Genomic DNA, 14,585 nt, shown 5'->3' with positions numbered 1-14,585 from the left:
GGAACGTAAAAGATGTAACAAAACAAAGCCCTAGCCATTTATAAAATGGCTAGGGCTTTGTTTTGAGCGCTAGTTTTTTGTTTTAACGAATTATTCAAAATTATATATTTGAATAAGTGCATTTTTTTGAATTAAATTTCTCCACTTAGGTGATTTAGGCCTTTTTTTTAAGTCAAAAAATTAGCAAAATTTAATCGTCTAACCAAAACCAACGTTCATGAAATTACTCTATACACTACTTCTTTTTATTGGACTGACTACAGGTCTTTTGGCTCAAAAACCAGCCAATGCGCCCCGAGCTGCCCAAAATCAAACTAGTTTTCAACGCACGCCCTCTGGCCATATTCGCTGCGCCACCGTTGAAATGGAAGCTGAACGCATGCGTAAACAGCTCAATACAAATTATGTAGAAGATTTTGAACGCTGGCTCGCTCCCAAAGTAGCCAAATACAAACAAAAGGCCGCTAGAGGCGGAGCCAAATCAGTGGTCTATAGAATTCCCGTGGTGGTGCATGTTATTCATAATGGCGATCCTGTGGGCACAGACGAAAATATTTCTGACGCCCAAATTTTGTCACAAATCCAAGTGATGAATGAGGACTTCCGCAAATTGGCAGGCACCCCCGGCGATGGGGCTGGGGTCGATGTGGAGATCGAGTTCTGTATGGCCCAATATGATGAAGCAGGTAACCCTTTTAATGGGATTAACCGGGTAGATTTGGGACAGGCAAGCTGGAACACCAATGCCTCCATTGAAGGCACGCTAAAACCTTCTACGCAATGGGACCCTACTCTATACCTAAATATGTGGACCTGCCGCTTTGGTGGTGGAATGGGGGGTATTCTCGGTTATGCCCAATTTCCAGATGCCTCTGGATTAGGCGGCCTAACGGCTTCTGGCGGTGCCGCAAATACCGATGGGGTAATTATGTCTTTTAGTGCCTTCGGCTCTTCGGCTATTGCACCCGGCGGAACCTATAGCGCACCCTACGATTTGGGCCGAACAACTACTCATGAAGTGGGCCACTGGCTTGGCCTTCGGCATATCTGGGGCGATGGAGATTGTAGTTTAGATGACTTTTGTGCAGATACTCCCGAATCAGATGATGCTAACTATGGTTGCCCTACGGGCCATGTTTCTTGTAGCACTACAGATTTGATTGAGAACTATATGGATTATTCCAATGATGCTTGTATGAATAACTTTACCGCCGACCAAAAAGCAAGGATGGTCGTGGTCATGAATAACTCGCCTCGTCGGATGGAACTAGCTAGCTCTACCAAATGTGCGCCTCCAACCCCAACTATTGCCTTTGATTTGGACCAAACAGTAGTAACCGAAGGGACCGATTGTAATTTTCAGGAGTTTACCCTAGACCTCAATATCGCTCTTCCTCCTTCTGATGATGCCATCATTACTTTTGTCCCTTCTGGAACAGCCACCCAAGGCGAAGATTATGACTTTTTCCCTAGCTCAGTTACTTTTTTAGCCGGCCAACAAACTACGCAAACCCTAACGGTTCGTATCTATAATGATGGTGTTATTGAAGCAACAGAAGACTTTACTATCGATATGAATCTAAGTACTGTAGGCGATGCCGCAATTACAACAACCGATAATCGCCAACATGTATTTACGGTCCAAGATGACGATTATGCGCCTATGGCCAACCAATTGGTCGATATCATCAACGTAGACTTTGAATCTGGTGCTGGCGGATTTACTACCTCTGGAAATACACCTGCCGACATGTTTGCTTTAGGCACTGCCGCTACAGCTTCTAGTCAATATTGGACCATCGACAATAGCAATGCAACAACTATTGCCTATACCAATGATGATGGCTGCAATGCCTGCGATAAGTCTGCAGATTACCTCTTTTCTCCTGCCTTTAGTCTGCAAAATGCCAATTCTACAACCTTTAGCTTTGATCATGCCTTTGCCGACGAAGCGCCTGAAACTGGAATTGTATCTATTTCTACCAATGGCGCCGCTGGTCCCTTTCTCCCCCTCCTAACGCTAAGCAATACTAGCACAAATGGTGGAAATGGCCTCCGGATCACGCCTTGGGTAACGATCAATAGCAACCTAGATGCTTACCTTGGCCAAAATAACCTTATGCTTCGCTTTGAGTATAGTGATGGCGGCAGCTGGATGTATGGTATGGCCCTAGACAATATCCTTTTGCAGGCCAACTTTAATACGGATATCCAAGAGGCCGTAAATACGGCCAATAATGATGATCTTCCCCTTGGCCCAAACAATATGGTGTATTTCTACGATCCCGCTACTTCTAATGTCATGGGAAGCATTGAAAATACTTCGGCTTGGGATTATGGCTGCACCACCCTAGAGCTAGATCGCTCTACGGCTAGTAATGCTGGACCTACCGCTCCTTTTATCGATTTGCTTGCAGCCAATGCCCTAATGGCCAAAACGTTCTACCTAAATCCATCTAGCAATAATGCTTCAGGAACCTATAACGCAACTTTCTATTTTACAGAAACAGAAATTGCCGATTGGGAGGCCGCCACGGGAAAAACAAGAGCCGATCTCAAAATTATTAAGGTAGCCAATAATCCAATTTCAGATGTGACGCCCGGCAATTATGCCAGCTATAATATTGAGTATGTTCCAGCAACTCTAGGCAGCTTTGGCGCCAATGGCATAACACTTTCCGCTAACTTTAGTACGGGCTTTTCTGGCTTTGGCTTTGGCGATCCCAATCCCACTTTGCTCTCTAATAATCTACTCTCTTTTGAGGCCAAAAGAACCGGAGATCAGGCGCTATTAAGCTGGGAAACAGCTTCGGAGGAAGGCTGCAATAGCTTTAGCCTACAGCATTCTGCAAATGGAATTGACTTTGAAGACCTTTTCCAAATTACCGCAGAAGGCCAAGCCGCTAGCTATCAAAAAATTCATGCACAGCCGCTCAATGGCTATAATTATTATCGCCTCTTGCAGCATTTTGATGATGGCAGCACCCACTACTCTTCGGTCCGTGTGCTAGACATACGCCGCAACAGCCTAGAGACCATTCGCCTACAGCCCAACCCCGCCCGAGAACAAATTAACCTCCTATTTTATAGTTACTATAATAGCGAGATCCAAATTGAAATTGTAGACGCTTTGGGCCGACAAATTACGCCTCCAAGAAGAGTGAGCGTGAGTGAGGGAGAGAACCAATTCCAGTTCCCGCTTCAAGATTTGGCCGCCGGCATTTACTTCTTGCGCATTCAGCAAGGTGGGCAAAATTACCACCGCCGCTTTGTCAAACAATAATAGGCAGCTACTGCTTGATCATTAAATAGACAGCTCAACAGTTTTGTTGGGCTGTTTTTTTTGGGGCTGCCCACTCGCTTCGCTCGGGTCGGGCTGTTTACTTCGTCGAACTGGCGCCCCTTTGGGGCTGGTTGTCAGGGCTCGCTGTTCGCTCGGCCCTTCGCAAAAAATGCTGCGCATTTTTGCTCGGTCTGGCCTTCGGCCCCCCTTGTCCATCCCTCAGCCTGCGGCGCTTCGCGCCTGTAGGGCGCAGATTTGGACCTCATCAATATATTATGGCGTAGCCATACCGCTTCAAAGGGCCGAAGGCCCGCGGCTGAGGGGCTGTAGCAGGGCCGCCAAAGGCGGCAGACCCAGCGGGCGCAGCCCGCGCAGGGCCGAGCAGACCTGCGAGCTGCGAAATGGCCCGACCCGCCCGCAGGGCGGGGCAGCCCCAAAAAATTAAGAAAAAGAGAAGGCCGCTATTTAGATTTTAGATTTCCCTTAGGCTGCTTATCTTTGGAGCTTATATAAAAAATGAAACATGAAACGGATTGGAATACTAGCCATTATTTTAATGATCTTATTGGGCTTGGTCTATTGGCTTTGGCAAGGGAGAAAGGAGTACAAAGATAGCTTTGCAGAGGTAGAGCATACGCAATTTGCGGTAGAAAATGCTCGGGAGGTTTTGCATAAAATATTTTTGGCCGATAAGCAGGGCAATCAGGCTTTGTTTGAAAAGCAATCGGATGGCAGCTGGACCTATACCAATCAGGCAACGGGCAAGGTTTTTCGGCCTAGTCCCAATGCCTTTAATAACTTGATAGAGACCATAGAAAAGCTACGGGCCAGAAACCGAGTGCCTGCGCCTTCTGTCAATTCGGTCCTCAAGGGGATTGGAAGTATTGGCATCAAGGTAGAGTTGTACAATCAGCAAGATAAAAAAATGCGGACCTACTACATTGGTGGCCCTGCCGATGCTGGGCAGGCTACTTTTGCCGTCATGGAAGGTGCTGAGGTGCCTTATATGGTCTATTTGCCTAAGTTTTCGGGCAGTATTGATACCCGCTACACTTGTAGAGAAAAGGCATTGAGAGATAAGGCCATGTTGCGCCTCAACCCCCAAAAAATTGCTTGGTTAGAGATGGAATATTACTCGCCAGAGCAGCGCCCCTATTCTTTTCATATTGATTGTAATGGGGGAGAGGACTATAAATTGCGTCCTTTATACCAGATGCCCAATGGAGAGGATGTAGCCCAGGGGCAGTTGAAAAAGGAGTATATTTCGGCCTATTTGGAAGAAATGGAATTCATGGGGGCCGAGCGTTTAATTTATGATGCGCCTTTGCGCGACTCTATAATAAAAACGGTTCCTTTTGCCCAATTGCGATATGAATTTAAGGGAGGGAAAAAGGAGCAATTGAGTATTTATCCGGTCATTAACCCTTCTTATGACCGTGGTGATGGCCGTCCGGGCTTGCGCGAGCGCATCATTCGATATTTTGTCGATCGGGATGAGGATCATTTTTATTTGGCCCAGAATCTCGTCTTGCAAAAGCTGCTACGTCCATATGACTTTTTCTTAGTGACGGAGGCGCCCCAGGCTCCTCAAAAATAAATATATGCCCAATCGATTTACTGCCGACGAACTGGCCAATTTATTACTGCTGCTGCGGAGCTCGCAGCCCGAAAATGTAGAATTGGCCTTTAGCCTTTTGGCGGAAGGGCCGCAGTCTCCCCAGCTGCGGGCCGCTCTTTTTTATGTCTATCAGTTTGCGCCCACTTCGGCCATTGCCGATACTGCCGAGCGTTTGCTGCGGGCCAATCCGAGGCTAGCCGCTTCTGGCGTGATGGATTTTTACTGGCAGCAGATTAGCCGATCGCTCCTTTTATCTTCTCAGGAAAAGACCTTGGCCCAGCAGCTTCATCTTTGCGAGGCCGAGGCCGATCTGCCGGCCAAGCTATTGGCCGAATGGCTTTATGAGGACCACAAACTGGGAGCCTATTATTTATTGGATGGGGGCAGAAAATCCGATGCAGATCTGAGCTTTTGCCAAAAGGGCAATTTGATCGATCTTTCTCAGGCAGGCCTAGAAGAGTTTCCCATGGCCGTTTTGGCCTATAAAAACCTTCGGCATCTTCGGCTCAATGATAATTTTTTGCGCCGTCTTCCTCCAGAAATTGCCAAGCTAGAGCAGCTAGAAGTCCTAGAGCTATCGGGCAATCAATTGAAAAAAATGCCCAAGGCCTTGCTTTCGCTAAAGCAGCTCAAGCGCCTACAGCTAGGCCGAAATAACCTCAAGCAATTTCCTAGCTTTTTGGCCCAACTCCCTGAGCTAGAAGCCTTAGAACTGACGGGCAGCTGTCAGGTGAATTTGCAAAGAGGCTTGGCCTTGCCCGAAGAATTTTGCCAAGCTCCAAAGTTGCGGCAACTAGGCCTGGCCAACTACAAACGACCCTCTCAGAGCCTCAAAGCCTATACGCCATTTCATAATTACCCCCATTTTAGTGAGCTGCAGCTGCCTGCAGGGCAACGCCTCCCCTTAGAACAGCCCTTGGCCATGGCGGCCCTGGCTTTTGAGCAGAATAAAGAGGGCTTGGCTTTTTTGCTCCGCTATAGCGAGGATTCGGAACAAAAACGGCGCTTATTGGCTCATTTCTATCAGGAAGAGGCCAAAACGATGGACCTTTCTGGGCAGTATTTAGAGCATCTTCCCACCGAAATTGCCGATTTTGATATTGAGATTTTGGACCTTAGTCAGTGCCGAATTGGTTTTGTGGGGAGTTACTACAAACAAACCGAAGAGTTATCTAAAGGTGCACAGCAGATCGACCGAGAGCGGCTCCATATTTTGGGCCAGCTCAAGAATATGCGGGCCTTGTCCTTAAAAAATTGTAGCCTTACGGCCCTGCCTGCCTGCCTATTCGATTTGCCCAATTTAGAGGATTTGGACCTCTCCTATAATCTCTTAGAGGAGTTTCCAGAAAATTGGGGCGGCCTGCCCAACTTGCAGCGACTTTCCTTTTATCAGAGCTTCTCGGTCTATAGTCCCTCCTTAGAATTGCCCAGCAGCTTTTTAGAACTCAAGCAATTGCGAGAGCTTCGGTTCTATTTGCATCGGGCGGCCAAAGAAGGCGTAAAAAAGCAGATTAAGGCGCATTTTGGGCCAGAATTACAATATTTACTCGATTAGTGTTGCTTTTCCCAGGCATAGACCAATAAAACCATGCGGTCATAGGAGGCCAAACCCTCTTCTACGCCTTGCATTTGCAGGTAGGTTTCGTAGGCAATGCCATGTAGGCCCGGAACAAACTCAAAGTAGGGCCCCATCTGAGCATAAATAGCGGCCAAATCTTGATGCACTCCTCGATCAATTTGCGCTCGCAGATAGCGATAATAGCCATAGTCACTATATTTTAACTCCGAGAAAATGTAGCGCCAATAGGCCAGTTGGCCCGTATAACGGATAAAGGCATTGGGCGAGGCCTGACAAGCCAAATAGGCCAAAAAATTACAACTGGCCTCATCGCCAAAGCCATAGCCATGGGCCAGTTCATGCGCAATCGTAAAGGGCTGTTGCAAAGGGTGCAAAGCCGACTCTATATGCGCTTCTCCCGTAAAGGGCCAATAAAACCCCGAGGCATTAAAGCCATAGCCCAAGCCCTTGGGCTGCAAGGCCCGCAACCTAAAATTTGCCCGATGCGGATAGCCCAGTTTGGCCAGCTCAGCCTCCAAACAAGTACGCAGATGTGCCACTAGATCTTTGGGCAAAATGGCACTATCTAAAGCAAAACTATCTAATGGACCAATTTCAGCCCGGGCTTGGGCCACCGCTTCTAGTATCCGAGCCCCTTCGGCCCGCATTTCTTCTTGGCTGAGCGGACGAACGGCCAAGCTAAGCTGTTCTTCTAAGGGAATCCTTGCATAATTGTAGCCCCAAAGGCCCAAAAAAAGACTGACAATTAGGCCTGTAAAATTAGCCGTGGCCCGAACTTGCAAGCCTAAAAATGCTCGCCAACCCCCAAAAGGCCTGGCCCGAAAACTAGCCCAAATCCGATAGGCCGCCCAAATAAAAAAACTGGCCCAAAATAAATAGAAAGCCGCAAATGGTAGGGGCGAAAAAAGGAGGTCTAGCCCTTGGCGGATCCATAAAAAAAGGCCTCTAGCGTAGTAGGTCTCGCAATGAGCCGGAAAAAATCCCCAAAAAATTCTTAGCAAAAGGGCCAAGAGACCAAGCAGGAAAGAGAAATAGTTTTTCAGGAAAAACCGCATATTTTCTATATTTTGGACAACTAATTAAAATGAACTCATTTTGGGGCTGTCTGGCGCCCTTTAGCAATAATACTCAAGTTATGGATTTCCTTTTGGCGCTCAAAGCCTTTTTCTTGGGCTTGATTTACCTAGGCGGCATTTTTGCCTTGGCGGGCTTCCTTTTGCCCATTTTTCCGCTCCCCCTCCTCTTGTATATCCGCCAAAAATTACTACAGTTTAGCGATAAGGTGGCCACAAAAAACGAGGCCAGAGGACTACAACTATGGCGCTTCTCTAGGGGCCTAATGATGAGCATTTCGGCCCTCCTACTCTTGGGCCTCTTGGCCTATGCCAGCTACAGCTTTCAGTGGGTTTTGGGGCAGTATATCGCTGTAGAAACGCCTGCTTTTTGGGGCTATTTTGCCTTGGGGCTGGCCCTTCCTCTTTTGTATTACTTTTGGGTGGTTTGGAAAATGTACAAGCGGCAGTTGGCTACTTTCTAATGACTTTGGGGCCTCCGCCTCGCTTCGCTCGTCGGCGCTACGTTCTGCAGCTCGCAGGTCTGCTCGGCCCTTCACAAAACTTCGCTAAGGCTCGTTTTGTTCGGTCTGGCCCTTTGGGCCACTGCTGCACATCGCTAGGCCTGCGGCGGCTTCGCCGCCTGTCCGCCGCAGAGGGCCAAATTATCTTGCATAAAACATCAGCTTATGAATATCACCTTAGTCCAAGCAAATTTGCATTGGGAAGATGCCTTGGCCAATTTGGCCCATTTTGACCAACTTTTGGCGCCTTTGGCCCCCAAAGAAAGCGATTTAATCATCTTGCCCGAAATGTTTACAACGGGCTTTAGTATGCAGCCCCAAAAGCTGGCCGAGCCCATGATGGGGCCCGCTATGCAATGGATGCAGCAAAAAGCCCAAGCATTGGAGACGGTTTTGGCGGGCAGTCTCATTATTGAAGAAAACGGAAAGTACTATAATCGTTTTGTTTGGATGCCTCCTTCAGGCGATTATCTTTGCTACGATAAGAGACATCTATTTACGATGGCCCAAGAAGATCTACACTATGAGGCCGGCCAAGAAAAAATTATCATTGCCTATAAAGGCTGGCGGATTTGCCCTTTTGTTTGCTATGATCTTCGCTTTCCGGTCTGGAACCGAAACCGCCAAGAGGATAACTACGATTTGGCCATTTATGTGGCCAATTGGCCCGATAAACGCAGCGCACATTGGCGGGCGCTGCTTCAGGCCCGAGCAATAGAAAACCAAGCTTATGTTGCTGCTGTAAATCGGCTAGGGACCGATGGCACAGATTTGTATTATTCTGGATATAGCAGCCTCATTGCCGCCGATGGCGAAATATTATTTCAGCTTAAAGGTAAAGAGCAAATAAAAAACATAGAGATTTCTATAGATGAATTATTAGCTATACGGAAACGGCTCCCTTTTTTGAAGGATAGAACAAAATAGACTTTTGTATAGAATTATTCTATTTAGAGGCTTAGAGGGAGCAAAAACTTAAATTATACACTATAATAAATTATTATATAGTATATTTGAACTACTTGTTCTTCATACATTTTTTAGGGGTTAGTACCTGCTCGCATTTTTGTGGGCAGGTCTTTTTTTTATGTAGGGTGTAAAAATCCTACATTCTGTCATTTATGAGGGGGATTTTTTGAAAAGTGTTTTTTGGGTTTTTAGTAAAATCCATTCTATTTGAACTACTTGTTCTTCATACATTTTTAGGGGTTAGTACCTGCTCGCATTTTTGTGGGCGGGTCTTTTTTTTTGCTCTAAGGCAAGCGTTTGGCTTGGCGGCGCAGCCGCTAGGGCCCGCAGGGCCCATGGCTGAGGGATGGATAGCAGTGGCCGCAGGCCAGACCCAGCCGCCAAAGGCGGCGCAGGGCCGAGCGAACAGCGAGCTGTGACACAGCCCGACCCGCCCGCAGGGCGGGGCAGCCCCAAAAAAAAGAAAATAAAAAAGGGAGCATCGGAAAAAATCCAATGCTCCCAAAATTTTAGAGAAAGAGTGTAAATTTAGTTACCTCGACGTTTTTGCGTTTTGGCTTCTTCTTTCTTTTCTTCCTCTGTTTTCGTTGTACTTCCACGACGTTTTTGGTCCTTAGTCGAGGTTTTTGTCTGCTTATTGCTTTGCTTTTTATCGTTCACCGTAGATTCACTATTGGTAGCGCTATTTTGGTTATTGTTATCAGCTTTGCGGTCGGCAGTATTGCTCGTTCCTCCTCCGGTATTATAAGTAATGGCAAAGGTTTGTGTGGTACTTCCGTTATTGTTTGTGGCGGTAATTTCGAGCAGGTTGCTCCCTGGGCGCAAGCCCATATTATTAGCTTGGAAATTGATGCCTGAGAGTTGGAAGTTCGACATATTCTGGCCATTGAGCTTAAAGCGGACTTGGCTACGGTTATCTACATTCGTGATGGTTGCACGAACATTGACGGTACGGACCGAGCTCGTTCCAAGACGAGGGCTAGTAAAGGTAACAGAAGGTTTTGGGCGGCTATTGGCGCCATTATTTCCTCCTGAATTTCGAGGATCCTTGGTATTGTTATTTCCGCCGATGGTACTGGAGTTTCCGCCAGAAACATTGCTAGAGCAATCGGCTAGGCTAGCGCGTTTATTTTCGGAGTCGCTACCGCCGGCAGTTTGTGCCGAAACAGTAAATGTGATTGCGCCAGAGCCGAGATTGCTTACATCTAGGCGGGCGTTGAAGCGGCTACCGCTTAGGGTAAAGTCAGAAACTCTACGGCCATTAACTTGGAAGCTCACTTCATTTTTGCTGCTCACATTAAGGACCTCGGCTGAAATAGCGGCGAAGCACTTATTGAGGTTGGGGCTAATGCTCACATTGAGGTTGCGTACATCTGGAGTGGGAGCGGGTTTATAGATCACGGTAACGGCATCGCTAGCGGTACCTGCGCTATTTTGCCCTGAAATGCTAATGCTGTTATTGCCTTGGCGTAGGGGGATGTTGGTTGCGCTAAAGCTCGTTCCACTAAAGCTAAAGTTACTCATGGCTCTACCATTCACCAAGAAGCTAACATTACTACTGCTGCTTACATTTCGGATGGTGGCCCGAATTGTCGTGCTATTGCTAGCGGCCATATAAGGGTTGCTAGAGGGCGTAGTAATATCTACAGTTGGGGGTTGTGGAGCGGCTTGATAGATCACCACGGTTTGGTCAGAGGCATTGCCTTGCGCATTCGTTGCACTAACAACAAAGGTATTATTGCCTGTATTCAATCGAATATTGGGGGCCGTAAACTTATTGTTGCTAAAGCGGAAGTTGCGGTTGGTTTGGCCATTAACCGTAAAGCGGATATCATTGGCAGAATTGACATTAAAGACATCGGCTTTAATATCGACTTGGTTTTGGGCCACAGTATGTGGATCGGCAGAAGGAGAGGTAATTCTCACTGTAGGTGCAGGTGCTGGCTTGTAGGTAATCACTGTTTGATCAGTAGCGCTGCCATCTTGGTTGCGCACCTTGATGCTAATTTGATTGCTTCCTTGCTTAAGATTTACCGAAGCGGTAATTCTATTATTGGCAAAGCTGAAATTAGAAACATTCTGATTATTCAGGCTAAAGCTAATTTCTGATTTGCGGCTAATATTGCTAGTTGTAGCAACGATACGCGTATTGGTATTCGGGCTGTTGTAAGGATCTGCCGAAGGCGTAGTAATCTTCACTGTGGGTGGAGTGGGAATACGCTGTGGTTTAAAGATCACTACAGTTTGGTCCGAAGCATTGCCATCTTGGTTATTGGCCGAAACGACAATGGTATTATTACCCTGTTGTAGGCGGACATTATTAGCGACAAAGCTAGTTCCGCTAAAGCTAAAGTTGCGAACGGTTTGTCCGTTTACCGTAAAGCGAACATTACTGCTACTGGCTACATGCTGAATGCTAGCTTTTACCGTTGTGCTGTTGCTTGTACTTGTATAAGGATCAGCTGAAGGCGTCGTAATATTTACCGTAGGGGGCGTGGGAACTCGCTGCGGCTTGTAAATAATCGTCGTTTGGTCCGAAGCATTGCCATCTGGGTTATTGGCCGAAACGACAATGGTATTATTACCCTGTTGTAGGCGGACATTATTAGCCACAAAGCTAGTTCCGCTAAAGCTAAAGTTGCGAACGGTTTGCCCGTTTACCTTAAAGCTAACTGCACGGTTGTTATCTACATGCTGAATACTGGCTCTAATTGTCGTTGTATTGCTCGGCGTGTTATAAGGATTGGCCGAGGGCGTAGTAATATCTACCGTAGGGGGAGTAGGAACTCGCTGCGGCTTGTAGATAATGGTCGTTTGGTCCGAAGCTGTACCATCTGGGTTGCTAGCAGAAATCACCACCACATTATTACCCTGTTGTAGAGAAACATTATTGGCGCTAAAGCTGCTGCCGCTGAGGCTAAATCTGCGAATCGTTTGCCCATTCACCTGCATTTGTACATCACTGCTATTATTCACATTGCGAATTGTTGCGCGGATGCTTGCCTGACTAGCGTTAGAGGTATAGGGATCTGCTGAAGGGCTAGTGATGTTTACCGTAGGAGGCGTGGGGTTGCGCTGCGGCTTGTAGATAATGCTCGTTTGGTCCGAAGCTGTACCATCTGGGTTGCTGGCCGAGATAACCACTACATTATTACCTTGCTGAAGATTCACATTTGTAGCCACAAAGTTGGTCCCCGCAAAGCTAAAGTTGCGAATCGTTTGCCCATTCACCTGCATTTGCAGATCATTCCTATTGTTCACATTCCGAATCGTCGCTCGAACAGTCGCCCGATTAGTAGAAGCCGTATAAGGATCTGCTGAAGGGCTAGTGATGTTTACCGTAGGAGGCATGGGGTTGCGCTGCGGCTGATAAATAATCGTCGTTTGATCCGAAGCATTGCCATCTTGGTTGCTGGCCGAAATAACAATAAAGTTATTGCCCTGCTGTAGGTTGATGCCCGTGGCCACAAAGCTAGTTCCGCTAAAGCTAAAGCTACTAGAGGCCTGGCCGTTTACGGTAAAGCTGATGTCGCGGCTAGTACGCACATTGCGAATGCTCGCACGAATGGTTGCATTATTATTACTGCTGTTGTATGGATTGGCAGAAGGTGTCGTGATGTTTACCGTGGGAGGCGTAGCATTGCGCACTGGCTGGTAGATGATAGTCGTCTGATCAGAACCATTTCCATCACTATTACTAGCCGTAATCACAATATTATTGCTTCCTTGCTGCAAATTGATGTTGCTCGCCACAAAGCTAGTTCCACTAAAACTAAAGTTGCGAATCACCTGACCATTTACCGTAAAGCTGATGTTGCTGCTGCTCCGAACATTGCGAATAGTCGCACGAACGCTCGCACTGCTGCTCGAGCTGTTATAGGGATTAGAAGAAGGACTCGTAATGTTTACGGTAGGGGGATAGGGGGTATTCGTATTGTTGTTTACAGGCTGCTTGTAAATAATGACGGTCTGGTCAGAGGCCTGACCCGCATTGTTACTAGCCGATACCACTACCGTGTTGCTGCCATTTTGCAAAGAAATATTGCTCAAGCTAAAACTTGTCCCACTAAAGCTAAAGTTATTGACCGATTGACCGTTTAGCGTACAACTTACATTGTTGCTGCTGTTTACATGGCGAATGGTCGCTCTTACGCTAGCAGAACTGCTGCTTGTGGTATAAGGATTGGCCGAAGGAGTCGTAATGACTACGCTGGGGGGAGGATCCTGACGAATAATAGGCTCGTAGTTAATGGTGGCCACATCTTGGTCGGTTCCAGAGGGGTTGTTTGCCCGAATGTTGATGTTGTTGGCTCCCTGCTGCAATCGAATCGTTACTTGAAAAGTCCCATTGCTATAACTAAAGTTGTTAATCACCTGCCCATTCTGAATAAAGCGAATGTCACTGGCCGAACGTACGTTCCGAACTGTCGCCCGTACCGTATAACTGCTGTTGTTGGTCGTGGCCGAACTGCCCGAAGGATTCGTAAAACTGACCTGCGGAGGCGCTGCCTGAGGATCTGGCAAAGGCTTCACTTCCTCCTCATGATGGTCCGTCAAACGACCATGAATAAAGAAGTTGGAAAAATGATGAATCTCATTGTTGCCAGCCCGAACAACTCCGTCAAAGTTGTCCGTTAAGGTCCAGTTCACTCGGTGCCCAAAACCAATCGCAAAACGTGGCGTTACCCAATAGCCCAACTCAAAACCTACAGAAGGGGTGAAAATGACGTCATAATCGCCAAATCCATCGGTAAAGGTCTCATAGTCGCCATCACGACCCCCCACAAGCTGGTCCACAATCTCAGAAGAACTCAAGCTAGAATCACCCGCTACACTATTATAAAGGTTGATGTACTCATCATCCAAAAAAACACGCTGGTCCAACTGATCATAAGCTACCCGATACCAACCCAGCCCAATTCCACCATAAAGCGATAACCAGATGTTGTGATTGCGACGTAGGTTCTCAAAGTTGATTCTCGCCTCCAATGATAAATCATTAAAAGCCGTGCGGTGGTTGTGGTATACAAAGTTGCTGCCCCCATTACTCACCGAATAATCTGGGTCAAACAAAGAGGTAGACTGCCCATTCAACAAGTTGTTGTTGCTGATGTCCGTCAACTGATCGTCCTGCCCATAGGTCACAGTCCCCATATAACGCATCCGCAAATCTAAAGATAAGGGCCTGCTCGGACTGTAATAAATGTTCTTGCCTAGGTAGATGGTCCAACCACCCCCCAATTGCGTGCAAGCATCGCTCTGCTGCCAAGCAACACCTCCACCACCACCCAAAAACCAATGACCGCCATAGCCATCGCTCTCCTGAGCCTGTAGCTGCCCCAAACTCCCCAAAGAGAGCAGAAGCACTAATACTGAATAAATAAATGATCGCATAAATTAAGGTTTAAGTTATGTATGTATGTCGGTTTTATTTGGATTGCTCTCAGTCTACTTTCGTGCCAAGCCAACTTTTTTTATAGCCTCGGGAACTAAAACTTTAAAAGCACCAAAAGTACCATTTTTAACGCAAGCGCCTTTGTTCCTAGCTTTTAACTAAATC

7 protein-coding genes are annotated in these 14,585 nt (G+C 47.0%); 5 read left to right on the top strand and 2 right to left on the bottom strand.

All coding sequences use genetic code 11. The features are described 5' to 3' along the window. Positions 1-217: 217 nt before the first annotated feature. The 3 genes from SAPGRDRAFT_RS03090 to SAPGRDRAFT_RS03080 all read left to right on the top strand — a co-directional run bounded on the left by SAPGRDRAFT_RS03090 (position 218) and on the right by SAPGRDRAFT_RS03080 (position 6,456). Positions 218-3,283 carry a M43 family zinc metalloprotease gene (locus tag SAPGRDRAFT_RS03090; RefSeq protein ID WP_002657128.1) on the top strand — a complete coding sequence of 1,022 codons (3,066 nt, stop codon included), beginning with the start codon at positions 218-220 and terminating at the stop codon, positions 3,281-3,283. Between the two features lie 523 nt (positions 3,284-3,806). Next, positions 3,807-4,880: a hypothetical protein gene (locus SAPGRDRAFT_RS03085; protein ID WP_002657127.1), complete on the top strand. Its 1,074-nt coding sequence runs from the start codon at positions 3,807-3,809 to the stop codon at positions 4,878-4,880. A 4-nt stretch (positions 4,881-4,884) separates the two neighbouring features. Then, positions 4,885-6,456: a leucine-rich repeat domain-containing protein gene (locus SAPGRDRAFT_RS03080; protein WP_002657126.1), complete on the top strand. Its 1,572-nt coding sequence runs from the start codon at positions 4,885-4,887 to the stop codon at positions 6,454-6,456. On the opposite strand, the gene SAPGRDRAFT_RS03075 is transcribed toward SAPGRDRAFT_RS03080, so the two are convergent. After that, positions 6,453-7,535: a DUF3810 domain-containing protein gene (locus SAPGRDRAFT_RS03075; RefSeq protein WP_002657125.1), complete on the bottom strand. Its 1,083-nt coding sequence runs from the start codon at positions 7,533-7,535 to the stop codon at positions 6,453-6,455. The two genes, SAPGRDRAFT_RS03080 and SAPGRDRAFT_RS03075, sit on opposite strands and share 4 nt — an antisense overlap. A 29-nt stretch (positions 7,536-7,564) precedes the next feature. On the opposite strand from SAPGRDRAFT_RS03075, the gene SAPGRDRAFT_RS03070 reads away from it, so the two are divergent. Both SAPGRDRAFT_RS03070 and SAPGRDRAFT_RS03065 read left to right on the top strand, forming a co-directional pair. Continuing rightward, complete coding sequence (locus SAPGRDRAFT_RS03070; protein ID WP_253271251.1) at positions 7,565-8,017, top strand: hypothetical protein; 453 nt, start codon at positions 7,565-7,567, stop codon at positions 8,015-8,017. 204 nt (positions 8,018-8,221) lie between these two features. Next, positions 8,222-8,983 carry an amidohydrolase gene (locus SAPGRDRAFT_RS03065; protein ID WP_002657123.1) on the top strand — a complete coding sequence of 254 codons (762 nt, stop codon included), beginning with the start codon at positions 8,222-8,224 and terminating at the stop codon, positions 8,981-8,983. A 570-nt stretch (positions 8,984-9,553) separates the two neighbouring features. On the opposite strand, the gene SAPGRDRAFT_RS03055 is transcribed toward SAPGRDRAFT_RS03065, so the two are convergent. Then, positions 9,554-14,419: a beta strand repeat-containing protein gene (locus SAPGRDRAFT_RS03055; RefSeq protein WP_002657122.1), complete on the bottom strand. Its 4,866-nt coding sequence runs from the start codon at positions 14,417-14,419 to the stop codon at positions 9,554-9,556. Positions 14,420-14,585 lie beyond the last annotated feature (166 nt).

Origin of the sequence: Saprospira grandis DSM 2844 (assembly GCF_000275825.1) — a bacterium.
Taxonomy (GTDB): Bacteria; Bacteroidota; Bacteroidia; order Chitinophagales; family Saprospiraceae; genus Saprospira; species Saprospira grandis_A.
Note: the sequence above shows the minus strand (reverse complement) of the source record. Positions and strands in the feature narration are given on the sequence as shown.